The following is a 22058-nucleotide window of genomic DNA, read 5'->3' as shown; positions in this document are numbered from 1 at the left end:
ACCATGCAAACTCGTGACGATATTTTCAACACCCTGCGCGATGCCTTGGTCGAACTCTTCGAACTGGATCCCGCACGCGTGAGTCTTGAGTCCAACCTGTATCAGGACCTGGAGATCGACAGCATCGATGCCGTCGACCTGATCGACCATATCAAGTGCAAGACCGGCAAGAAGATCGCGGCCGAAGAGTTCAAATCGGTACGCACTGTCGGCGATGTGGTTGAAGCGGTCTATCGCCTGGTTCAACCGGCCGCATGAGCCGACTGATCGGCCTCGGTCTTCTGCTGGCGGGCTTGTTGTACCCCTTTGCGGTGTATTACGGCATGGAGCACTTTGCCCCGTGGCAGTTCGGCCTGCTGCTGGGCAGCCTGTGGCTGGCCAGGGCACTGACCGGCAAACGCCGCCCCGGGAGCCTGTGGATGGCGAGCGCGGCCATTGTGTTTTGCCTGCTGCTAGCGCTGTTCGACAGCCCGGGGTTGCTGCGCTGGTATCCCGTGCTAATCAGTTTGCTGATGTTGCTGCTGTTCGGCCTGAGCCTGAAGTACGGCCCGCCGATGGTGGAACGCCTGGCCCGCCTGCGGGAACCCCAGTTGCCACCGAAAGCGATTCGCTATACCCGACGCGTCACGCTGGCGTGGTGCGTGTTCTTTTTCTGTAACGGCTTGTGCGCAGCGGCCCTGACCCTTTGGGCGCCACTGAGTTGGTGGATGCTGTACACCGGCCTGATCTCTTATGGATTGATTGGTCTGATGTTTGCCATTGAGTGGCTCATACGACAACGGGTACGAGGCCACCCATGAACTGGATAAAACTTGAGCACCTGTTGCTCAAGGCGCAAGCGGAACGCGCCGTGACGGCCGACCCGACGCTGAACCATGGGCAATTGTGCGAACAGGCCCTGAGTCTGGCGGCCGGGCTGCAAGCCCAAGGCGTACAACACATCGCCGTACACCTTGAAGACGCCGCCGACCTGGCGATTGCATTGCTCGGCGCCTGGCGTGCCGGAGTCAGCGTGCTGCTGCCCGCTGACCTGCACGCGCCAACTCGTCAGCGCTGGGCAGGCGACGTCGATCTGTGGCTGACCGATCAAGCCGGCGACACACACATCCGCGATTACCGGCATGCACCACTGGCGGCGGCGGTACTGGATCTGGACCTATGCCAGCTGAGCCTGTGCACCTCGGGCTCCAGTGGCGAACCCAAACGCATCGACAAAACCCTGAGGCAGTTGGCCAATGAAGTCCAGGCCCTGGAGCACCTGTGGGGTGCCGGGCTAGGCACGGCCTGCGTCATTGGCAGCGTCGCCACTCAACACATCTACGGCTTGTTGTTCCGGGTACTGTGGCCGCTGTGCGCGGGGCGCCCCTTCGTGCGCAAGCAAGTGGCTTTCCCGGAAGACCTGCAGCGCGCCAGCCGCGAATACCCGGCGTTTGCCTGGGTCGCCAGCCCGGCGCTGCTCAAGCGCATGGGCGACAATCTCGACTGGCCGGCCTTGAGCGCCGTGCGCCAGGTATTTTCCTCAGGTGGTGCGCTGCCTGGCGAAGCCGCGCAACGCCTGCACGAACGTTTACAACAATGGCCGACGGAAATCCTTGGTAGCTCCGAGACCGGTGGCATTGCCTGGCGCCAGGGCCGTGAGCTCTGGCAGCCCTTTGCGGCCGTCGAGCTGAGCCTGGATAGCGACGGGGCGTTGCTCATTGCCTCGCCGTACTTGCCCCCTGGCCATATCGAACACACGGCCGACGCGGCACGCCTCGCCGCTGACGGCCGTTTCGAGTTGCTGGGACGGCTGGACCGGATCGTCAAACTGGAAGAGAAGCGCATCTCGTTGCCCATGCTCGAACGGGCCCTGATGGACCACCCATGGGTCGCCGAAGCACGCCTGGGGGTGGTTCAGGAGAACCGCGCCTCCCTGGGAGCCGCGCTGGTGCTGAGCGAATCGGGCCTGTACGCCTTGCGCAACCAGGGACGCCGCAGCCTGACCCAGACGCTGCGCCAACACCTCAGCCAGCATTGCGAAGCCCTGGCCCTGCCACGACGCTGGCGCCTGCTCCGGCAACTGCCGTTGAACCCCCAGGGCAAACTGCCCCAGGCGGACATCGATGCCCTGTTGCTGGCCCCGCGTCCAAAGACCCCTGAAGTACTGGAGCAGGTTGAAGCCGATGGGCAATGGAGCCTGCAATTGTCGGTTCCGCCCGATCTTGCCTACTTCAGCGGCCACTTCCCGCAAGCACCGGTACTGCCTGGCGTGGTGCAGGTGGACTGGGCGCTGAGCCTGGGCCGGCAATTGATGGACCTACCGGAGAAGTTTGCCGGCATGGAAGTGCTGAAGTTCCAGCAACTGTTGCGTCCAGGCGATGAAGTCCAGTTGCACCTGCGCTTCGACCCGACGCGCAGCAAACTGTACTTCACCTATCGTAATGAAACCGCCACCTGTTCCAGCGGGCGGATCGTGCTCGAGGCTGCAGATGCATAACCCCTGCGCCGTCATCCCGGTCTACAACCACGAAACCGCCATCGGCACTGTGGTTGATGCGCTGCTCGCCTGTCATGTGCCGTGCATATTGGTGGATGACGCCAGCAACCCGGCGTGTGCGGCCGTGCTGGATCAGCTGGCACAACACGACAAGGTGTTCCTGCTCAGGCTCCCGGTCAATCAGGGCAAGGGCGGCGCCGTCATGACCGGCCTGCGCGAGGCTTCCCGCCTGGGGTTCAGCCACGCGTTGCAGGTTGACGCCGATGGCCAGCACGACCTGCAGGATATCGACCGGTTCATCGAACACTCGCGTGCCCATCCCGAGGCGCTGGTTTGCGGTTATCCGCTGTACGACGCCAGCGTACCGAAGGGGCGCCTGTACGCTCGCTACCTGACTCACGTGATGGTCTGGATCAACACGCTGTCGTTGCAGATCCGCGACTCCATGTGCGGTTTTCGCGTCTATCCGCTGCCGTCGACCCTGGCGGTGATCGACTCGGCAAGGGTCGGCAAGCGCATGGACTTCGATTCCGACATCCTGGTACGTCTGGCCTGGCGCAATCAACCCATGCAATGGCTGCAAACCCGGGTGCACTACCCGCTGGACGGCGTTTCGCACTTCCGGATGGTCCACGACAACCTGTTGATTACCAGCATGCACACCCGGCTGTGCATCGGTATGTTGCTGCATTGGCCGGTGATCCTCTGGCGGCGGTGGCGAGCATGAGCGGCAACACAGATCGCAAACACTGGGCCGACCGCGAGGAACGCGGCAGCTTCTGGCTGATGAAGTTCACCGCAACCGCCGCCAAAGTGCTGGGGCGACGCCTGTTGAGCCCGCTGCTGTACGGCATTGTGCTGTACTTCTTCCTGTTCGGCCGCAATGCTCGCCAGAGCGCCTGGCACTACCAACAGCGGCTCGCTGATTGGAGCGGTCGCCGCGATTTGCGTCCCAGCCATTGGCGAGTGTTCGGTCAGTTCATGGCCTTCGCCGACTCCATGCTCGACAAACTCGATGTCTGGAATGGCAAGCTGGGCCTGGAACAGATCGAAATCATCGACCCGGCACTGCTGCGCAATCAATTGCGCGGCAGCCGAGGGCAGATGATGGTCGGCGCACACCTGGGCAATCTCGAAGTCTGCCGGGCCCTGGCGGAGATCGGCGAAAGAGTCACCATGAACGTACTGGTGCACACCAAGCACGCCGAACAGTTCAACCGCCTGCTGGGCGAAGCCGGGGCCACCAACCTGCGGCTGATACAAGTCAGCGAGCTGGACCCATTGATCATGTTGCAGCTCCATGAGCGCCTGGAACGTGGCGAATGGCTGGCAATTGCCGGCGATCGCGTGCCACTGCATGGCGGACGCCGCGTGACGGTGGACTTCCTCGGCCATCCGGCGGCATTCCCGCAAGGCCCGTGGCTGCTGGCCGGGCTGCTGAAATGTCCGGTCAATCTGCTGCTGTGCCTGAAGAAACCCTCGGGCGGCTATCGACTGACGCTCGAACCGTTCGCCGAAGCCGTGGCCTGGAAACGCGGCGAGCGCGAACAGGTCATTCATCAGTGGACCTCCCGCTATGCGGAGCGGCTGGGTCACTATTGCCTCGAAGCGCCCCAACAATGGTTCAACTTCTACCCTTTCTGGATAACCGATGACGACGCCCATGCTTGAGCCGGTAACCTTCGGCGAACTTCCTTTGCGCATCGAAGACGTGCTGGCCGTGGCCAACCGCCAGGCACCCGCGCGATTGCAAGGCGACAGCGATTTTCGCGAGCGCATCGCCAAGGGACCGCGGTTCCTCGACTCGTTGCTGGACAAGGAAGGCGTCATCTACGGCGTGACCACCGGTTACGGCGACTCGTGCGTGGTCGCGGTGCCGTTGCACCACGTCGAAGCCCTGCCCCGTCATCTGTACACCTTCCACGGCTGCGGCCTGGGCCAGTTGCTCGACGCCCAGGCTACCCGCGCCGTGCTCGCGGCGCGCTTGCAGTCGCTGTGCCACGGCGTATCGGGGGTGCGCGTGGAACTGCTGGAGCGCCTGCAAGCGTTCCTGGAACACGACATTCTGCCGCTGATCCCGCAAGAGGGCTCCGTGGGCGCCAGCGGTGACCTGACGCCGTTGTCCTATGTGGCCGCGACCTTGTCCGGCGAACGCGACGTGCTGTTCAACGGTGAGCGCCGCCCATCCGCGGACGTGCATCGCGAGCTCGGCTGGGAGCCACTGGTGCTGCGTCCCAAGGAAGCCCTGGCGCTGATGAACGGTACCGCGGTCATGACCGGCCTCGCCTGCCTGGCCTACGCCCGCGCCGACTACCTGCTGCAACTGGCCACCCGCATCACGGCGCTGAATGTGGTCGCCCTGCAAGGCAATCCGGAACACTTCGACGAGCGCCTGTTCGCCGCCAAGCCGCACCCGGGGCAGATGCAGGTCGCCGCATGGCTGCGCAAGGACCTGGCGATCGATGCGCCAACCGCACCACTGCACCGCCTGCAGGATCGCTACTCGTTACGCTGCGCCCCCCATGTGCTTGGCGTGCTGGCGGACAGCCTGAACTGGTTGCGTTCGTTCATCGAAATCGAGCTCAACAGCGCCAACGACAACCCGATCATCGACGCCGAAGCCGAGCGCGTGCTGCACGGCGGGCACTTCTACGGTGGGCACATTGCCTTTGCCATGGACAGCCTGAAAAACCTCGTGGCCAACGTCGCCGACTTGCTCGACCGTCAGCTCGCACTGCTGGTGGACGAACGCTACAACCACGGCCTGCCGAGCAACCTGTCGGGCGCCAGCGCCGAGCGGGCGATGCTCAACCATGGCTTCAAGGCGGTGCAAATCGGCGCCAGTGCCTGGACCGCCGAGGCACTGAAAAATACGATGCCAGCCAGCGTGTTTTCGCGCTCCACCGAATGCCACAACCAGGACAAAGTGAGCATGGGCACCATCGCCGCCCGCGACGCGATCCGTGTACTGGAACTGACCGAACAAGTTGCCGCCGCCACCTTGCTCGCGGCCAACCAGGGGGTGTGGCTGCGCGCCCAGGCACCCGGTGCCCGCCCGTTGCCGCCGGCACTGGCCGCCATGCACGAAGCGCTGGCCAAAGACTTCCCGCCGGTCATTGAAGACCGCGCCCTGGAAGGCGAATTGCGCCTGTGCCTGCAACGTATCGCCGCACAACACTGGAGGCTGCATGCGTAGCAAAGGAGTGCTTCACGCCGACACGCAAATCCTCGTGCCGTTCTTCGACGTCGACAGCATGCACGTGGTCTGGCACGGCCACTACGTCAAGTACCTGGAAATGGCCCGCTGCGCCCTGCTCGACAGGCTCGGCCACAACTACAACGCCATGCATTCCTCCGGGTACGCCTGGCCGGTGATCGACCTGCAACTGCGCTATGTACGCGGCGCCGTGTTCGGCCAGACGCTCAATGTGCGCGCCAGCCTGGTGGAGTGGGAGAACCGGCTGAAGATAAACTACCTGATCAGCGACCTGGCCAGCGGTGAACGCCTGACCCGCGCCAGCTCCGTGCAGGTCGCGGTGCATATCGCCAGCCGCGAAATGCAACTGGCCTCGCCGAAGGTGCTGATCGACGCGGTTGAAAGGATGCTGCCATGAAGCTCATCACCCATCTGAGCCTGTTGGTGTTGCTCGGCTTTTCCTCGTTGGCGCAGGCCTTCGACCTGCAACAGTTGAGCGATCAGCTGGCCAAGCCCGAAGTGATCCACGGCCGCTTCATTCAGGAAAAACACCTGCGCGCCCTGCCGCAGCCGCTGACCAGCACCGGTACCTTCGTACTGGCCAGGGACCATGGACTGCTGTGGCTGCTCAAGACACCACTGCAGCAGGACTACCGCATCGATACCCAGGGGATTGCCCGGCGTGACGGCAGCGGTTGGCAAAGGCTACCGGGCAAAAGTGCCGGGGCCGAGCAGAACCGTTTGTTCCTCGCCGTGCTGCAAGGTGACAGCAGTGGCTTGCAGCGAGATTTCGAGCTGTCACTGACCGGTGATCCACAGCACTGGAAACTGACCCTGATTCCGCGTTCGATGTTGCTCAAGCAAGTGTTCAATCAGATCACTATCGACGGCGGCGAACTGGTACAGCGCATCGAGCTGCTGGAGACCCAAGGCGACAGCACCGTGCTGCGCATGCAGGACAGTACCGGCCATCAACCCTTGAGCGATGCGGAACACCATGACTTTGCCAAGTGAACGCAGGCTCCCCTGGCTGTTCCTGATCCTGCTGCTGGCAGTGCTCGCACTCGGGGGCTGGCAATGGCGTGACGGCGCCCCTTTGTCGGCCAACCTGATGGAACTGGTGCCCGGTACCACGCCAGATGCCCTGGAACAGCGTGCCGAACAGCGTATGCAAGAACCGTTGAACCGGGAAATACTGGTGCTGGTCGGCCACAAAGACCGCACGCAGGCCATCGCCATGGCCCAGAAGCTCGGCGATCAGTGGCAGTCCAGCGGCTTGTTCGAAAAGGTCCAGTGGACCCTGCAAGCGGACCTGCCGGCCCTGCGTGCGCAGTTGCTGCAAGGTCGCCTGGCGATGCTATCGACGGCTGACCGGCAGTTGCTGATCGAGCATCCCGACGCATTCATCCAGCAGCGGGTCCAGGCACTGTTCGATCCCTTCGGCGGCTTCAGCCTGGTGCCCAGCCAGGAGGACTGGCTGGGCCTGACCGGACGTATCCAGAACAGCCAGCCGCAACAGGGCGCGGTGCAACTGGACATCGGCAGCGGGGCATTGATCGCCGATGCCGACGGCAGGAGCTGGGTATTGCTGCGGGCGCGCACCACCGGCAACGCCTTCGACATGAACCTGCCACTGCAAGTGGCCGATCTGCTCGTACACAGCCGCGAAACAGCGGCCAGGGCTGACGTGCAGCTGCTCGCGGCCAGTGGGTTGCTGTATGCGGCGGCTGGCCAGCAACAAGCCACCCAGGAGATGACCTGGGTCGGGGGTGGCGCCACCCTGGGCATATTCTTGCTGCTGTTGCTGGCGTTCCGCCGCTGGCGGGTGTTGCTGGCGTTCGTTCCGGTGCTGGTGGGCATGTTGTTTGGCGCGGTGGCCTGCGTGGCCCTGTTCGGCCACATGCATGTGATGACCCTGGTGCTCGGCTCAAGCCTGATCGGCGTGGCCGTGGACTACCCGCTGCACTACCTGTCCAAGAGCTGGCGCCTGAAACCGTGGCACAGTTGGCCGGCCTTGCGCCTGACCCTGCCGGGGCTGACCCTGAGCCTGATCACCAGTTGCATCGGCTACCTGGCCCTGGCCTGGACCCCCTTCCCGGCCCTGACCCAGATTGCCGTGTTCTCCGCCGCCGGACTGCTCGGCGCCTACCTGTCGGCGGTGTGTCTGCTGCCAGCGCTGCTCAAGGGCGTCGACCTGCGTCCGGCCCATTGGCCGCTGCGGGTCTGCGAGGCACTGCTGAATCTGCGTGAAGCGTTGCTCCAGCGTTTGCGTACGCCCGTCTTGCTCGGGCTACTGATCGCCTTTTGCATCGGCGGCCTGTTGCAACTCCAAACCCGCAACGATATTCGTCAATGGGTCAGTGCGCCCCAGCAACTGACCGATGAAGCCCAGACCATTGCCCGCATCACCGGTCATCAACCCACCAGCCAGTTCTTCCTGGTGCGCGCGGCCAACCAGGAGCAACTACTCGAACGGCAAAGCGCCCTGAGCGACCGCCTGGAGCAATTGGTCAACCTGGACAAACTCGATGGCTATCTGGCACTCGATCAACTGAGCGGTTCGGCGAGCGAACAGCAACAGGTGCGCACGGCACTGAACAAACTGCCGCAGTTCTGGCAGCCACTGCTTGAACTGGGGATCCCGACCGAGGCGCTGCAAGCCGAACTGGCCGCCTTGCAGGCGCTGCCCGTCGAAGACATCGATGCCGCGCTGCGTGGCCCGCTGGCGGAGCCTTATCGCGCCCTGTGGCTGGGCCCGACGGACGAGGGCGTGGCGGCGATCACCAGTCTGCAGGGCCTGAACGATCCCGCCTTGTTGAGAGTCCAGGCCCAGGACTTGCCGGGTGTGGTGCTGGTGGATCGCCTCGGTGAACTGAACACGGTTTTCGCCGAGACCCAGATCAGCGCCGCCGAACTGAAGCTCGCCTCCTGTGTGCTGATCGTGCTGGTGCTGATGGCGCCATTTGGCTTCGGTGGCGCGCTGCGGATCGTCGCCCTGCCATTGCTGGCGGCCCTGTGCAGCCTGGCCAGCCTCGGCTGGCTGGGACAACCCTTGACCCTGTTCAGCCTGTTCGGTTTGCTACTGGTCACGGCGATCAGCGTCGATTACGCCATCCTGATGCGCGAGCAGGTCGGTGGTGCGGCAGTGAGCCTGCTGGGCACCTTGCTGGCGGCCGCCACCACCTGGCTGTCGTTCGGGCTATTGGCCGTGTCCAGCACCCCGGCCGTGAGCAACTTCGGCCTGTCCGTGAGCCTCGGCCTGGTATTCAGCTTCATGCTCGCGCCCTGGGCCCGACAGGCCCATGCCGCCCCGGTCACGGAGTCGGTCGTATGATGGTCGCGCTGTTCTGGCTGCTGGCCCTGGCGCTGTTCGCCATCGCCACCCGTGTCGGTCGTCACTTCGGCCTGATTCCGATCGTCAGCCAGTTGCTGCTGGCAACCTTCGGCCTGCCACTTTTAATGTACGGCTGGATCGAACCTGACTGGCAGCTCAACGGCGCCGACCTGATCGCCCCGACCTGGCTGAAAAATCTCTACAGCCTGGGTTTCGCCTTGCTGCTGGGGCATATCCTCAGCGACGTGATCGACCTGCGGCTGGATCGCCAGAGCCTGAAGATCGCCCTGCCCAGTTTCTGCATCCCCTTCGCTTGCGGTCTGGCCACGGCTGTCTGGCTGCTGCCGGCGCAACCCTGGATCAGTTCACTGGCCGTCGGCCTGTTGTTCGCCATCACTGCGATCCCGGTGCTCTACCTGTACCTGCGCCACATCAACTACCCACTGGATGCGGCCCGGCGCCTGGTACAGACCGCCATCCTCATCGACCTCACCTGCTGGACACTGTTCGCCGTCGCCCAGGGCAGCCTGCACCTGAGCAGCCTGTTGCTGCCACTGGCCGGCGCCTGCCTGCCGCTGGTGCTACGGCTGCTGCACCTGCGCCAACCGTTGCTGCACAGCGCAGGCTTCTTCTTGCTGCTGGTGGTGGCCGAGCATTACAAGCTCAATGCGCTGATTGTTGGTATCGGCTACCTGCTGTGCATGGCCGCGCTCAAGGTACCGCTGATACTGCCATTGCCGACGGTGTGGATGAGCCGCGTGCAAACCTGGATCGCCATCCCGCTGATCCTCACGTTCGGTATCGTGCAGATCAACGTGCACAGCGCCCTGGACAGCCTCGGTTGGCTGCAACTGTCGGCGCTGCTCGTGTTGCCGATTGCCAGTAAACTGCTGGGTAACTGGCTGGGACTGGGCTGGGCCGGACGCTCTTTCGAAGGCGCCAGTCGCTGGAGGGAAAGTGTGCTGCTGAACATTCGCGGATTGAGCGAGATCGTCTTCCTCAATCTGCTGCTGCAACAACAACTCATCAGCCCGGCGCTGTACTTCGCGCTGATGCTGATGGGGCTGATCGCAACCCTGCTGCCGGCACTGGTCGGCATGCACCGTACGCCTCTGAAAATCGCCGCCCCGGCCAGGAGTCCTCGTGCCAATCATTGAAATGGAACGTCGTCAGGTAGTGATCATCGGTGCCGGCCCCTCCGGCGCCATTGCTGCAGCGCTGCTCAAGCGCAAGGGGCACGATGTGCTGGTGATCGAACGCCAGCATTTCCCCCGGTTCTCCATCGGCGAAAGCCTGCTGTCCCACTGCCTGGATTTCGTCGAGGAAGCCGGCATGCTCGAGGCGGTCAACGCCGCCGGATTCCAGCTCAAGACCGGCGCGGCATTCGCCTGGGGCGAGCGCTACAGTGCCTTCGATTTCGGCGACACCTTTACCCCGGGCAAGCCGACCACCTTCCAGGTGCAACGCGCCGATTTCGACAAGCTGCTGGCCGATCAGGCCGCACTGCAAGGCGTGGAAATCCGCTATGGCGAAACCTTGGTCGATGTTGACATCGAACGCCCCAAGCCGCATCTGAACGTGCAACGCGAGGACGGCAGCCAGTACCAGGTCGAAGCCGACTTCATCCTCGACGCCAGCGGCTACGGCCGGGTGCTGCCACGTTTGCTGGATCTGGAGGCCGCATCGAATTTTCCGGTGCGCCAGGCCGTGTTCACCCACGTCGAGGACCACATCGACTGCCCGACGTTCGAGCGCGAGAAGATCCTCATCACCACCCACCCGACGCAGCGCGACATCTGGTTCTGGACCATCCCCTTCAGCAATGGCCGCTGTTCGGTCGGCGTGGTCGCGGCGGCCGAGCATTTCCACGGTCGCACCGACAACCTGGACGATTGCCTGCGTGGCTTTATCGCTGAGACACCGAGCCTGGCCCGCGTGCTGGAAAATGCCGTGTGGGACACCGAGGCCAGAACCATCGGCGGCTACTCGGCCAACGTCAAGACCTTGCACGGTCCAGGCTTTGCCTTGCTGGGCAACGCTGCCGAGTTCCTGGACCCGGTGTTCTCCTCCGGCGTGACCATCGCCATGCGTTCGGCCAGCATGGCCGCTGGCGTACTGCACCGTCAGTTGCAAGGTGAAGCGGTCGACTGGCAGCGCGAATTTGCCGAGCCGCTCAAGCGCGGGGTCGACACCTTCCGCTGCTATGTCGAGGGCTGGTACAACGGCACCTTTCAGGATGTGATTTTCTATCAGGGCGGCGCCGCGGATATCCGCCGCATGATCAGCTCGATCCTCGCTGGCTATGCCTGGGATGAGCACAATCCGTTTGTCAGTGAGGCCAAGCGTCGACTGAACGTGATTTCGAAAATCTGTGCAGGGGACGCCACATGAATGGCCTGGTCGTCCGTAAACCGCTGGCAGGCCGGCGTTGATGATTCGCCTGTTGCTGGTGTGCTGTGCCCTGCTGCTGAGCGCCTGCGCCAGCCAGCCGCCGCTGCCCGAAGCACGCCCGACCCTGCAGTTGCCCCTGCAACTGCACATTGAGCGCGAGGAACACCAGCAACGCCTGGACTGGCTGCTGGTGATCCAGCGTGAGGGTGCAGGTCTTCGCTGGTCAATGATGGACCCCTTGGGAATTCCCCAGGCTCGCCAGCGTCTGATTGACCGACAATGGCAAGCCGATGGGCTGCTACCGCCCAACCCGCAAGCCCGGGAGCTGTTTGCCGCCTTGCTGTTTGCCCTGACCCCATCAGGCGAGTTGCACGCCAACTACCCCGCCGCCCGGCAGCATGGCATGCAACGATCCCTGCCTGCGCGCTGGGAAGTCCGCTATACACAACCCATGAGCTTTGAATTGAAACTGCCAAATGGCCCGACCTATCACGTCACGCCGCTGCACGAGTCCACGCCATGACCGCCTACCTCAATGCCCTCGGGCTGATTTGCAGCCTGGGCCGCACGCAACACGAAGTGGCCGGCAACCTGTTTGCCGGTGACTGCTCAGGCATGCGCGCCGAGGCCGGCTGGGTCCCCCAGCGCTCGCTTCCGGTGGCCGCGGTCAGGGGCGAACTGGCAGCGATCCCGGCAGCGCTGGGCCTGCATGCCACCCGCAACAACCAGTTGCTGCTGGAAGCGGCGCTGCAAATTCGCGATGACATCGAGCAGGCGATCCAGACCTATGGCGCTGACCGAATCGGCATCGTTCTGGGCACCAGCACGTCGGGCATCGAGGAGGCCAGCCAGGGTCTGGCCCAGTACCTGCGTGAACATCAGTTCCCCGCCAGCTATGACTATCGACAGCAAGAGCTCGGGGCCCCGGCCAACTTCCTCGCCGACTGGCTTGAAGTGAGCGGCCCGGCCTACGTGATCTCCACCGCCTGCACCTCCAGCGCCCGCGCGTTGATGAGTGCCCAGCGCCTGCTGGACCTGGGGTTGTGCGACGCGGTGGTGTGCGGTGGCGTCGACAGCTTGTGCAAGCTGACGCTCAACGGTTTCTCGGCACTGGAAGCGGTGTCGGGGCAGCGCTGCAATCCGTTTTCCGTCAACCGCAATGGCATCAACATCGGCGAAGCGGCGGCGCTGTTTCTGATGAGCAAGCGTACCGACGACAGCCCGGCCATTGCCCTGCTCGGTGCGGGCGCCAGTTCCGATGCACACCATATTTCCGCACCGGAGCCCGGCGGCCGCGGCGCCCTGCAAGCCATGAACAAAGCCCTGGCCCGCGCCGGCCTGCAACCCGGGCAAATCGACTATCTGAACCTGCATGGCACCGCCACCCAACACAACGATGCCATGGAGAGCCTGGCAGTGGCGACCCTGTTTCCGGCCGGTGTACCCTGCTCCTCGACCAAACCGATGACCGGACACACCCTCGGCGCCGCCGGAGCACTGGAGGCGGCGTTCTGCTGGTTGAGCCTGAGCCCGGGCAACCGCAAGCACGCCCTACCCCCCCACGTCTGGGATGGCCAGCCCGACCCCGCATTGCCGCCACTGAAATGGGTGACCCCGGCCGATCGCCTGGCGTCCATTGCACCTCGCTACCTAATGAGCAACTCGTTTGCCTTCGGTGGCAACAATGTCAGCCTGATTATCGGAGACGCCCCATGATTGACTGGCCGATCGCCGAACTGGTGCCCCACGGCGGGGACATGATCCTCATCGAGCAGATACTGGGGTTCGACGATGAACAGATTCAAACCCGGCTCACAGTCAAGCCCGACGGGTTGTACAGCCTCCCGGACGGCAGCCTGCCAGCCTGGGTCGGCATCGAGTTGATGGCCCAGAGCGTGGCCGCCTACGCCGGTTGCCATGCCCGTCAACGCGGCAATCCCGTGGAGCTGGGTTTCCTGCTCGGCACCCGCAAGTTCGAATGCAACGTGGAATGCTTCCCGGCGGGCACCGAGCTGACCATTCATGGAACACGCTCGCTGGAAGACGACAACGGCATGGGCATATTCGAATGCCATATCAACGGCCCGGGCATCCATGCCAGCGCCCGGCTGAACGTGTTCCGGCCGCCACAGGCGGCTCACTATCTGCATGAACCCAAGGAGTCGAGTGATGACTGAATCTGTACTGGTCACCGGCTCCAGCCGTGGCATTGGCCGCGCTATCGCCCTGCGCCTGGCTCAAGCCGGGCATGACATCGTGCTGCACTGCCGCAGCGGCCTGACCGAAGCCGCCGCCGTGCAGTCCGAGATTCAGGCGCTGGGCCGCACCGCGCGCATTCTGCAGTTCGACGTCTCCGACCGGGCCGCGTGCAAGGCCATCCTTGAAGCCGATGTCGACACCCACGGTGCTTATTACGGTGTGGTGCTCAACGCCGGCCTGACCCGCGACGGTGCCTTTCCCGCCCTGAGCGAAGACGACTGGGATGTGGTGATGCGCACCAACCTCGATGGTTTCTACAATGTGCTGCACCCGGTGATGATGCCGATGATCCGGCGTCGCGCTGCCGGACGGATTGTCTGTATCACCTCGGTTTCCGGGCTGATAGGTAATCGCGGACAGGTCAACTACAGCGCCTCCAAGGCCGGCCTGATCGGGGCGGCAAAAGCATTGGCGATCGAGCTGGGCAAGCGCAAAATCACCGTTAACTGTGTCGCCCCCGGCTTGATCGACACCGCGATGCTCGATGACCACGTGCCACTGGAAGACCTGTTGAAGATGATCCCCGCACAACGCATGGGTACCCCGGAAGAAGTTGCCGGCGCGGTGAACTTCCTGATGTCGGCGGAAGCCTCGTACATCACCCGACAGGTGCTGGCCGTCAACGGAGGCCTGTGTTGATGAAACGTGTTGTCGTCACCGGCATGGCCGGCATCACGTCCCTGGGCAACGATTGGGCGACCATCTCGGGTCACTTCAGGGCCAACCGCAGTGGCGTCCGCCGCATGGATGAGTGGGATCGCTTTACCGAGCTCAACACGCGCCTGGCCGCACCCATCGATGATTTCAAGGTTCCGGGGCACTGGACCCGCAAACAGTTGCGCAGCATGGGCAGGGTTTCACGCCTGGCAGTGGGCGCGGCAGAACGCGCACTGGCCGACGCCGGCCTGCTGGGCGACGAGTCGATCAAGGACGGGCGCATGGGCGTTGCCTGCGGCTCATCCACCGGCAGCACCGACGAGATCAAGGCGTTCGGCAATATGCTGCTGAACTCGGTGGCCGAAGGCCTGAACGCCAACTCCTATGTCCGCATGATGCCCCACACCACGGCGGCCAATATCAGCATCTTCTTCGGCCTCACCGGGCGCTTGATCCCGACGTCCAGTGCTTGCACCAGCGGCAGCCAGGGCATCGGCTACGCCTACGAGGCGATCAAGTTTGGTCGACTGCCCCTGATGCTCGCTGGCGGTGCCGAGGAGCTGTGTCCGACCGAAGCCATGGTGTTCGACGCGCTCTACGCCACCAGTTTGAAAAACGACACCCCGCAATCCAGCCCACGCCCCTACGACAGCGCCCGTGATGGCCTGGTGATCGGCGAAGGCGGCGGCATGCTGGTGCTTGAAGAGCTTGAGCACGCCCTGGCCCGTGGCGCCCATATCCACGCGGAACTCGTCGGTTTTGGCAGCAACGCCGACGGTCAGCACACCACCCGGCCGGAACAAGCCACCATGCGTCGGGCCATGGAACTGGCGCTGGAAGACGCAGGACTGAAACCTTCCGATATCGGCTACGTCAATGGTCACGGCACCGCCACCGAGCAGGGCGATATCGCCGAAACCCTGGCCACCAGCAGCCTGTTCGGCAGCCGCATGCCCATCAGCTCGCAAAAGAGCTTCCTCGGCCACACCCTGGGCGCCTGCGGTGCACTGGAGTCCTGGTTCAGCATCGAAATGCTCAACAGTGACCAGTACGCCCACACCCTCAACCTCGACAACGTCGACCCGCAGTGTGGCGCACTGGACTACCTGCGCGGCGAGTTCAGGCAGATGAGTAATCAGTACGTCATGAACAACAACTTCGCCTTTGGTGGGGTCAACACTTCGTTGATTTTCCGGCGCGGGCAGTGACCTGAAGTACCTCTGTCGTGAACGTCATTACGAGGGCCATGCCGGTATTTACTTGGCCGGTGTGGCACCGCGCAAGGATCAGGCACGAGCGCAGAGCTTTTCAAACTCGCATTCGCTGACCAGAAATCTGCCCGAAAGTGCATTTACGCCTTCCTTTCTGCTATCTGGTTACAAGTGATCAGGTCGCCCCTGAAAATTTCTGCAACTAATGCAATACGCTTCCTGACATATCAAATCACTATTGAGCACCCTGTAGAACAATGCATAATCATTAACTCTCCCGCCCCAAAAAAAAATCACACAAACAACAAAAATAAACTTGGATAATATTTCCGCCAAGGATCAAGGCCATGCCACAAAACAAAAGCGAATTACCTGCAACATCCATCACTGGAGTATGGAGAGGAACTTTCGGAGGATATTGGTCCACGGACGGCATAATCATTGACGGGACCTACGTCATGCCTCCACCACAACCTGAAGTGGTCACAGTAGCTTTTCATAAAGCTACCGCCCCAGGAAACATCTTGTGAACAAGAAAATTTGGCGCCTGACATGCCTATACTACCTATCACTAATAACCACTACAATCGCAAGCGTCCAGACCGTCATCACCAACTTCAAAATCGGACTTTACCCGAATGATCAAGACTCCATAGCCATTCCGCTATCATTCATAACAGCCACACTCATCGCGCTCGCTTTATTTTCAGCAGTTCAAACAATAATTTTCACGAGAAATAAAATTAGCCTTGAGCATCGTTCAGCGGCAGCCTGCGCAGCGCTGTCCATAGCTTCATCCGCAATTTTAACTTCCAACATTAACTATTGGCATGCCCCAAATCACATATTGCTCTTCACCCTATACTCGGTGACGTTCGGCACTTACATTGCGCATCAACTTCAACTTTTCAAAATAGCTATATCACGCTAACAACCTAAATCAATTGTCATTGGTCCTTCGTCGAGCGCCCAAGGTAACGATGTAATCCCCGATGCTAACTACTGAATTCAATCTTGCGCGTCAGTAACTCGACAAACGCCTTGGCCATCGGTGATTTCTGGTCCTTGCGCTGCACCAGCCACACCGCCGACATCGCCAGCGGGTCAAGCAAGGGGCGGTAGACCACACCGTCGATGCGCATCCGCTGGTAAGACGCGGGCAACACCGACACGCCCAGGCCGGCGGCCACCAGGCCGATGATGGTCATGGCCTCGCCGGCCTCCTGGGCGAAGTGCGGGCTGAACCCGGCGTCACGCGCCAGGCTCAACAGTTGCGCGTAAAGGCCACTGCCGTAGCTGCGCGGGAAGAACACGAACGGCTCATTGGCCAGCGCCGACAGGAACACACCCTCCTCGCTGCCTACCGACAACGGGTCCTTGGAGCTGAGCACCGCCACCAACGGCTCACGCGTCAGCTCGACCACCTCAAGCGAATCCGGCAGCGGCAACGGCCGCATGATACCGACCTGAATCGACTCATCCACCAGCGCATCGGCGACCTGGGTGCTGCTCATTTCCCGCAGGTTCAGGTGCACGGCCGGGAAGCGTTGGCGAAACGAGAAGATGGCCTGGGGGATGGTCGAGTTGAACGGTGCGGATGAGGTGAAGCCGATCTTCAACTCCCCCAACTCGCCGAGTTGGGCACGGCGGGCCACATCGGCGGCTTTGTCGACCTGGGCCAGCACCAGCCGCGCCTCTTCAAGGAACAGCCGACCGGCCTCACTGAGCTCGACCCGACGATTGGTACGCTCGAACAAGCGGGCACCGACTTCCTGTTCCAGCACCTGGATCTGCTGACTCAGGGGAGGCTGGGAGATGCCCAGGACCTGTGCAGCGCGGCCGAAATGCAGTTCTTCGGCGACGGCGATGAAGTAGCGCAGATGACGCAATTCCATGAAAACCCCATTAGGTCGTAAAAGCTCTCAAACAGATCGAACAATATATTGGATAGAAATATTAGCCGGCTATATGATTTTTTCATTGCCCGCCCGGCTATGCACTCCCGAGGTCCCCCGTGAAAACTGCTGTCGCTCCACTCGCCCATGAAATACCGCCTGCCGTTCTGGACGATGGGGTCGCCCAACTGAACGAGGTGTACATCGAAAAAGGCACGCCGATGTTCATGCGCACCGTGCTGGCGCTGTTCAGTGGCGGCTTTGCCACCTTCGCCCTGCTCTATTGCGTGCAGCCGATGATGCCGCTGTTCTCCCATGAATTTTCGATCAACGCCGCACAGAGCAGCCTGATCCTGTCGGTGGCTACCGGGATGCTCGCCATCGGCCTGCTGGTTACCGGCCCCATCTCCGACCGCATCGGCCGCAAGCCGGTGATGGTGGCTGCCCTGTTTGCCGCTGCGCTGTGCACCATCGCCAGCGCCATGATGCCGACCTGGGAGGGGATTCTGCTGATGCGCGCCTTGACCGGCTTGTCCCTCAGCGGGCTGGCGGCGGTGGCCATGACGTACCTGAGCGAAGAGATTCATCCACAACACATCGGCTTGGCGATGGGCCTGTACATCGGTGGCAACGCCATTGGCGGGATGTGCGGCCGATTGATCGTTGGCGTGCTGATCGACTTCGTCAACTGGCACACGGCGATGCTGGTGATCGGCGGCCTGGCACTGATCGCGGCCGCGGTGTTCTGGAAGATCCTTCCTGAGTCACGCAACTTCCGCTCGCGCTCAATGCACCCGCGCAGTCTGCTCGAAGGCTTCCGCATGCACTTTCGCGATGCCGGCCTGCCGTTGCTGTTCCTTGAGGCCTTTGTGCTGATGGGCGCGTTCGTCACCTTGTTCAACTACATCGGCTATCGCCTGCTAGCCGCGCCGTACCACATGGACCAGGCCTTTGTCGGCCTGCTGTCTGTGGTTTACCTGTCGGGCATCTACAGCTCGGCGAAAATCGGCTCGCTGGCCGACAGGCTGGGGCGGCGTAAAGTGCTCTGGGCAACCATCGTGCTGATGCTCGCCGGCCTGGCCGTGACCATGCTCAGCCCGTTGCCGCTGGTGATCATCGGCATGCTGATCTTCACCTTTGGCTTCTTCGGCGCACACTCGGTGGCCAGCAGCTGGATCGGCCGCCGTGCCACCAAAGCCAAGGGCCAAGCCTCGTCGCTGTATCTGTTCAGTTACTACGCCGGCTCCAGCATCGCCGGTACCGCAGGCGGCGTCTTCTGGCACCTGGGTGGCTGGAACGGGATTGGTCTGTTTATCGGCGGGTTGTTGCTGGTTGCCTTGTGGGTGGCATTGAAACTGGCGAAGTTGCCGACGCTGGCAGAAAGCGCCAGAGCCTGACGCAAAAAGGGCCGCAGAGCGGCCCTTGGGAAGAAACGACGTCTTAGTTGATGATCTCCAGCAGATCGACATCGATCTCACGCTTGATCAAGCCCTTCTCCACTTCACCGGTCAGCTTGACCCGGGTCTTGTCGTTGAAGGCGACGGCTGGCAAGTCCTCATTATCGATTTCGACCGTCACAGTGCCCGTAGCGTCCTTGAATTCGTACTTGTCGTCGTTGTTCAGTTTCTTGACCACGAAGCCCTGCAGGACCACCGGGGTGTCGTCAGCGGCATCGTTGGCGGCGGCCACGGTGGTCACCACCTCAGCCCCAGGACCGGTGTAGCCGGCGGCCAAAGCAGCGGTACTGAACAGCGGGGCAATCAGCAGAGCGAGGTAACGAGCTTTCATGGGGATGATTCCGTGTTGATTTCGATGGCCCCAGCATAATCAGGCTCGCTGAATTGAAACTTAATCCGCGCCCATGAAAACGCCCGGCATCGGCCGGGCGTTTTGCTCATCCGCTCACGATTACTCGTGGTACTGCGCCGACAACTCGTGCACCGCGCGCAGGAAGGCGCCAGCGTGTTCCGGGTCGACTTCCGGGGTGATACCGTGGCCGAGGTTGAACACGTGGCCACTGCCTTTGCCGTAGCTGGCGAGGATCCGCCCGACTTCGGCACGGATCGCTTCTGGCTTGGCGTAGAGCACGGTAGGGTCCATGTTGCCTTGCAGGGCCACCTTGCTGCCGACGCGGTCACGGGCGCTGCCGATGTCGCAGGTCCAGTCCAGGCCCAATGCATCAGCGCCAGCGTCAGCGATGCTTTCCAGCCACAGGCCACCGTTCTTGGTGAACAGGATGACAGGCACTTTGCGGCCTTCGTGCTCACGGATCAGGCCGCTGACGATTTTGCGCATGTAGGCCAGGGAGAATTCCTGGTATGCCGCCGCCGAGAGGCTGCCGCCCCAGCTGTCGAAGATCTGTACCGCTTGCGCACCGGCCATGATCTGGCCGTTGAGGTAGCTGGTGACCGTCTGCGCGAGCTTGTCCAGCAGCAGGTGCAAGGCTTGCGGGTTGTCGTAGAGCATGGTTTTGGTCTTGCGGTAGTCTTTCGACGAGCCGCCTTCGACCATGTAGGTGGCCAGGGTCCATGGGCTGCCGGCAAAGCCGATCAGCGGCACGCGGCCGTTCAGTTCGCGGCGGATGGTGCTGACCGCGTCCATCACGTAGCCGAGGTCTTTGTGCGGATCAGGAATCGGCAGGGCTTCGATGTCGGCCATCGTGCTGACGACTTTCTTGAAGCGCGGACCTTCGCCGGTCTCGAAGTACAGGCCTTGGCCCATGGCATCGGGGATGGTCAGGATATCGGAGAACAGGATCGCCGCATCCAGCTGTGGATAACGGTCGAGCGGCTGCATCGTGACTTCGCAAGCGAACGATGGGTTCATGCACAGGCTCATGAAGTCGCCGGCCTTGGCACGGCTGGCGCGGTATTCAGGCAGGTAGCGACCGGCCTGACGCATCATCCACACGGGCGTGACGTCTACGGGTTGCTTGAGCAGGGCGCGAAGGAAACGGTCGTTCTTCAGGGCAGTCATGTCGGCATCCGGAAAAAAAGTGCGGGCATTTTCTCAGAGCGAGACGCAGAAAGACAGTGACGAGCGACAAGCTACAAGCCACAAGTTAAGAGCGCGATTGCTTTAACTTGCAGCTTGCCGCTTGAAGCTTGCCGCTGGGGTCTTCAGACCCCCAGGTAATCCAGGATCCCTTCGGCGGCATTGCGGCCTTCGAAGATTGCCGTTACCACCAGGTCGGAACCGCGCACCATGTCGCCACCGGCGAAGATTTTCGGGTTGCTGGTCTGGTGCTTGAACTTTCCTTGTTCCGGGGCGACAACACGGCCCTGGCTGTCGGTCTGGATCTCGAACTGCTCGAACCACGGCGCCGGGCTTGGACGGAATCCGAAAGCGATGACCACGGCGTCGGCCGGGATGATCTCTTCGGAGCCCGGGATCGGCTCGGGGCTGCGACGGCCACGGGCGTCTGGCTCGCCGAGACGGGTCTCGACCACCTTCACGCCTTCGACCTTGTCTTCACCAACAATGGCGATTGGCTGGCGGTTATAGAGGAACTTCACGCCTTCTTCCTTGGCGTTCTTCACTTCTTTGCGCGAGCCCGGCATGTTCGCTTCGTCACGACGATAGGCGCAGGTCACCGACTTGGCGCCCTGGCGGATCGAGGTCCGGTTGCAGTCCATCGCCGTGTCGCCACCGCCGAGGACCACGACCTTCTTGCCCTTCATGTCGACGAAATCTTCCGGCGACTTTTCAAAGCCCAGGTTGCGATTGACGTTGGCAATCAGGAAATCCAGGGCGTCATAGACACCCGGCAGGTCCTCACCGGCAAAGCCGCCCTTCATGTAGGTGTAGGTGCCCATGCCCATGAACACGGCATCGTATTCTTCGAGCAACTGCTCGATGGTCACGTCCTTGCCCACTTCGGTGTTCAGGCGGAACTCGATGCCCATGCCGGTAAAGACTTCGCGGCGATTGCTCAGCACGGTCTTTTCCAGCTTGAACTCAGGGATACCGAAGGTCAGCAGACCGCCGATTTCCGGGTTCTTGTCGAACACCACCGGGGTCACGCCACCGCGCACCAGCACGTCGGCACAGCCCAGGCCCGCAGGCCCCGCACCGATCACCGCCACACGCTTGCCGGTCGGCTTGACCTTGGACATGTCCGGGCGCCAGCCCATGGCGAACGCGGTGTCGGTGATGTACTTCTCCACCGAACCGATGGTCACCGCGCCGAAGCCGTCGTTAAGGGTGCAGGCACCTTCGCACAGACGGTCCTGCGGGCACACCCGGCCGCAGACTTCCGGCAGGGTGTTGGTCTGGTGCGACAGTTCGGCGGCGGCGAGGATATTGCCCTCGGCCACCAGCTTCAGCCAGTTGGGAATGAAGTTGTGCACCGGGCACTTCCATTCGCAATACGGGTTACCGCAACCCAGGCAGCGGTGGGCCTGGTCGGCCGACTGCTGGGGTTTGAAGGGTTCGTAGATTTCCACGAACTCTTTCTTGCGTTGACGCAACAGTTTCTTCTTCGGATCCTTGCGCCCGACCTCGATGAATTGGAAGTCGTTGCTGAGACGTTCGGCCATCTTCAAAACCTCGTACACGACAGCTTCAAGCTGCAAGCTTCAAGCTGCAAGAAAATCAAATTAATCCGCCTCACCGCGCAGGCTTCAAGCTTGCCGCTTGA

21 protein-coding genes are annotated in these 22058 nt (G+C 62.2%); 17 read left to right on the top strand and 4 right to left on the bottom strand.

Annotation, left to right across the window (positions count from 1 at the left end):
• The first annotated feature begins 3 nt into the window (after positions 1-3).
• The 16 genes from CKW07_RS09565 to CKW07_RS09490 are packed head-to-tail and all read left to right on the top strand — an operon-like array spanning position 4 to position 15521.
• On the top strand, positions 4-258 hold the full coding sequence (locus tag CKW07_RS09565) for an acyl carrier protein (protein ID WP_095144666.1): 255 nt from the start codon (positions 4-6) through the stop codon (positions 256-258).
• Positions 255-800 carry a hypothetical protein gene (locus CKW07_RS09560; RefSeq protein WP_095144665.1) on the top strand — a complete coding sequence of 182 codons (546 nt, stop codon included), beginning with the start codon at positions 255-257 and terminating at the stop codon, positions 798-800. Before CKW07_RS09565 ends, CKW07_RS09560 begins: the two co-directional genes overlap by 4 nt.
• Positions 797-2476, top strand: a complete 1680-nt coding sequence (locus tag CKW07_RS09555) for an acyl-CoA synthetase family protein (RefSeq protein ID WP_095144664.1) — start codon at positions 797-799, stop codon at positions 2474-2476. Before CKW07_RS09560 ends, CKW07_RS09555 begins: the two co-directional genes overlap by 4 nt.
• Positions 2469-3203 (top strand): glycosyltransferase family 2 protein, encoded by a 735-nt coding sequence (locus CKW07_RS09550; RefSeq protein WP_095144663.1) that lies wholly within the window; start codon positions 2469-2471, stop codon positions 3201-3203. Before CKW07_RS09555 ends, CKW07_RS09550 begins: the two co-directional genes overlap by 8 nt.
• Entirely contained in the window at positions 3200-4147 is a 948-nt protein-coding gene (locus tag CKW07_RS09545; protein ID WP_095144662.1) for a glycosyl transferase, read from the top strand. The genes CKW07_RS09550 and CKW07_RS09545 overlap by 4 nt, the downstream gene beginning before the upstream one ends.
• Positions 4128-5672: a histidine ammonia-lyase gene (gene hutH / locus CKW07_RS09540; protein ID WP_095144661.1), complete on the top strand. Its 1545-nt coding sequence runs from the start codon at positions 4128-4130 to the stop codon at positions 5670-5672. The genes CKW07_RS09545 and hutH overlap by 20 nt, the downstream gene beginning before the upstream one ends.
• Positions 5665-6090: a thioesterase family protein gene (locus CKW07_RS09535; protein WP_095144660.1), complete on the top strand. Its 426-nt coding sequence runs from the start codon at positions 5665-5667 to the stop codon at positions 6088-6090. The genes hutH and CKW07_RS09535 overlap by 8 nt, the downstream gene beginning before the upstream one ends.
• Complete coding sequence (locus CKW07_RS09530) at positions 6087-6686, top strand: outer membrane lipoprotein carrier protein LolA (protein ID WP_095144659.1); 600 nt, start codon at positions 6087-6089, stop codon at positions 6684-6686. Before CKW07_RS09535 ends, CKW07_RS09530 begins: the two co-directional genes overlap by 4 nt.
• Positions 6670-9006, top strand: a complete 2337-nt coding sequence (locus tag CKW07_RS09525; protein WP_095144658.1) for an MMPL family transporter — start codon at positions 6670-6672, stop codon at positions 9004-9006. Before CKW07_RS09530 ends, CKW07_RS09525 begins: the two co-directional genes overlap by 17 nt.
• A complete protein-coding gene (locus CKW07_RS09520) occupies positions 9003-10163 on the top strand; it encodes a sodium:proton antiporter (RefSeq protein WP_095144657.1) in 1161 nt (386 codons plus the stop codon). Before CKW07_RS09525 ends, CKW07_RS09520 begins: the two co-directional genes overlap by 4 nt.
• Entirely contained in the window at positions 10150-11397 is a 1248-nt protein-coding gene (locus tag CKW07_RS09515; RefSeq protein WP_095144656.1) for an NAD(P)/FAD-dependent oxidoreductase, read from the top strand. Before CKW07_RS09520 ends, CKW07_RS09515 begins: the two co-directional genes overlap by 14 nt.
• A 40-nt stretch (positions 11398-11437) precedes the next feature.
• Positions 11438-11920 (top strand): hypothetical protein, encoded by a 483-nt coding sequence (locus CKW07_RS09510; RefSeq protein ID WP_095144655.1) that lies wholly within the window; start codon positions 11438-11440, stop codon positions 11918-11920.
• Positions 11917-13113: a beta-ketoacyl-[acyl-carrier-protein] synthase family protein gene (locus tag CKW07_RS09505; RefSeq protein WP_095144654.1), complete on the top strand. Its 1197-nt coding sequence runs from the start codon at positions 11917-11919 to the stop codon at positions 13111-13113. The genes CKW07_RS09510 and CKW07_RS09505 overlap by 4 nt, the downstream gene beginning before the upstream one ends.
• Positions 13110-13574, top strand: a complete 465-nt coding sequence (locus tag CKW07_RS09500; protein ID WP_095144653.1) for a hotdog family protein — start codon at positions 13110-13112, stop codon at positions 13572-13574. The genes CKW07_RS09505 and CKW07_RS09500 overlap by 4 nt, the downstream gene beginning before the upstream one ends.
• Positions 13567-14295: a 3-ketoacyl-ACP reductase FabG2 gene (locus CKW07_RS09495; protein ID WP_095144652.1), complete on the top strand. Its 729-nt coding sequence runs from the start codon at positions 13567-13569 to the stop codon at positions 14293-14295. The genes CKW07_RS09500 and CKW07_RS09495 overlap by 8 nt, the downstream gene beginning before the upstream one ends.
• Positions 14295-15521 carry a beta-ketoacyl-ACP synthase gene (locus tag CKW07_RS09490; protein WP_095144651.1) on the top strand — a complete coding sequence of 409 codons (1227 nt, stop codon included), beginning with the start codon at positions 14295-14297 and terminating at the stop codon, positions 15519-15521. The genes CKW07_RS09495 and CKW07_RS09490 overlap by 1 nt, the downstream gene beginning before the upstream one ends.
• 998 nt (positions 15522-16519) lie before the next feature.
• Here CKW07_RS09490 and CKW07_RS09475 read toward each other — a convergent pair.
• On the bottom strand, positions 16520-17419 hold the full coding sequence (locus tag CKW07_RS09475; RefSeq protein ID WP_095144648.1) for a LysR family transcriptional regulator: 900 nt from the start codon (positions 17417-17419) through the stop codon (positions 16520-16522).
• A 152-nt stretch (positions 17420-17571) separates the two neighbouring features.
• Between CKW07_RS09475 and CKW07_RS09470 the strand changes: the two genes are divergently transcribed.
• The gene (locus CKW07_RS09470) at positions 17572-18816 is read left to right on the top strand and encodes an MFS transporter (protein WP_371850649.1); all 1245 of its coding nucleotides are present in this window, start codon (positions 17572-17574) and stop codon (positions 18814-18816) included.
• A 43-nt stretch (positions 18817-18859) separates the two neighbouring features.
• On the opposite strand, the gene CKW07_RS09465 is transcribed toward CKW07_RS09470, so the two are convergent.
• The 3 genes from CKW07_RS09465 to CKW07_RS09455 all read right to left on the bottom strand — a co-directional run bounded on the left by CKW07_RS09465 (position 18860) and on the right by CKW07_RS09455 (position 21957).
• Positions 18860-19207, bottom strand: coding sequence for a YgiW/YdeI family stress tolerance OB fold protein (locus CKW07_RS09465; protein ID WP_095144646.1), 348 nt, complete (start codon positions 19205-19207; stop codon positions 18860-18862).
• 120 nt (positions 19208-19327) lie between these two features.
• Positions 19328-20395, bottom strand: coding sequence for a uroporphyrinogen decarboxylase (hemE, locus tag CKW07_RS09460; protein ID WP_095144645.1), 1068 nt, complete (start codon positions 20393-20395; stop codon positions 19328-19330).
• A 143-nt stretch (positions 20396-20538) separates the two neighbouring features.
• Complete coding sequence (locus CKW07_RS09455; protein ID WP_095144864.1) at positions 20539-21957, bottom strand: FAD-dependent oxidoreductase; 1419 nt, start codon at positions 21955-21957, stop codon at positions 20539-20541.
• Positions 21958-22058 lie beyond the last annotated feature (101 nt).

It is taken from the genome of Pseudomonas sp. Irchel s3b6 (genome assembly GCF_900187415.1).
Classification (GTDB): Bacteria; Pseudomonadota; Gammaproteobacteria; order Pseudomonadales; family Pseudomonadaceae; genus Aquipseudomonas.
Note: the sequence above shows the minus strand (reverse complement) of the source record. Positions and strands in the feature narration are given on the sequence as shown.

Bases quoted from the DNA above. Each gene is read 5' to 3' on its own strand.
- CKW07_RS09490 (WP_095144651.1), top strand. From the start codon at position 14,295: ATGAAACGTGTTGTCGTCACCGGCATGGCCGGCATCACGTCCCTGGGC.
- CKW07_RS09505 (WP_095144654.1), top strand. From the start codon at position 11,917: ATGACCGCCTACCTCAATGCCCTCGGGCTGATTTGCAGCCTGGGCCGC.
- CKW07_RS09565 (WP_095144666.1), top strand. From the start codon at position 4: ATGCAAACTCGTGACGATATTTTCAACACCCTGCGCGATGCCTTGGTC.
- CKW07_RS09500 (WP_095144653.1), top strand. From the start codon at position 13,110: ATGATTGACTGGCCGATCGCCGAACTGGTGCCCCACGGCGGGGACATG.
- CKW07_RS09550 (WP_095144663.1), top strand. From the start codon at position 2,469: ATGCATAACCCCTGCGCCGTCATCCCGGTCTACAACCACGAAACCGCC.
- hemE (WP_095144645.1), bottom strand. From the start codon at position 20,395: ATGACTGCCCTGAAGAACGACCGTTTCCTTCGCGCCCTGCTCAAGCAA.
- CKW07_RS09535 (WP_095144660.1), top strand. From the start codon at position 5,665: ATGCGTAGCAAAGGAGTGCTTCACGCCGACACGCAAATCCTCGTGCCG.
- CKW07_RS09525 (WP_095144658.1), top strand. From the start codon at position 6,670: ATGACTTTGCCAAGTGAACGCAGGCTCCCCTGGCTGTTCCTGATCCTG.
- CKW07_RS09520 (WP_095144657.1), top strand. From the start codon at position 9,003: ATGATGGTCGCGCTGTTCTGGCTGCTGGCCCTGGCGCTGTTCGCCATC.
- CKW07_RS09465 (WP_095144646.1), bottom strand. From the start codon at position 19,207: ATGAAAGCTCGTTACCTCGCTCTGCTGATTGCCCCGCTGTTCAGTACC.
- CKW07_RS09455 (WP_095144864.1), bottom strand. From the start codon at position 21,957: ATGGCCGAACGTCTCAGCAACGACTTCCAATTCATCGAGGTCGGGCGC.
- CKW07_RS09510 (WP_095144655.1), top strand. From the start codon at position 11,438: ATGATTCGCCTGTTGCTGGTGTGCTGTGCCCTGCTGCTGAGCGCCTGC.
- CKW07_RS09475 (WP_095144648.1), bottom strand. From the start codon at position 17,419: ATGGAATTGCGTCATCTGCGCTACTTCATCGCCGTCGCCGAAGAACTG.
- CKW07_RS09530 (WP_095144659.1), top strand. From the start codon at position 6,087: ATGAAGCTCATCACCCATCTGAGCCTGTTGGTGTTGCTCGGCTTTTCC.
- CKW07_RS09555 (WP_095144664.1), top strand. From the start codon at position 797: ATGAACTGGATAAAACTTGAGCACCTGTTGCTCAAGGCGCAAGCGGAA.
- CKW07_RS09560 (WP_095144665.1), top strand. From the start codon at position 255: ATGAGCCGACTGATCGGCCTCGGTCTTCTGCTGGCGGGCTTGTTGTAC.
- hutH (WP_095144661.1), top strand. From the start codon at position 4,128: ATGACGACGCCCATGCTTGAGCCGGTAACCTTCGGCGAACTTCCTTTG.
- CKW07_RS09495 (WP_095144652.1), top strand. From the start codon at position 13,567: ATGACTGAATCTGTACTGGTCACCGGCTCCAGCCGTGGCATTGGCCGC.
- CKW07_RS09545 (WP_095144662.1), top strand. From the start codon at position 3,200: ATGAGCGGCAACACAGATCGCAAACACTGGGCCGACCGCGAGGAACGC.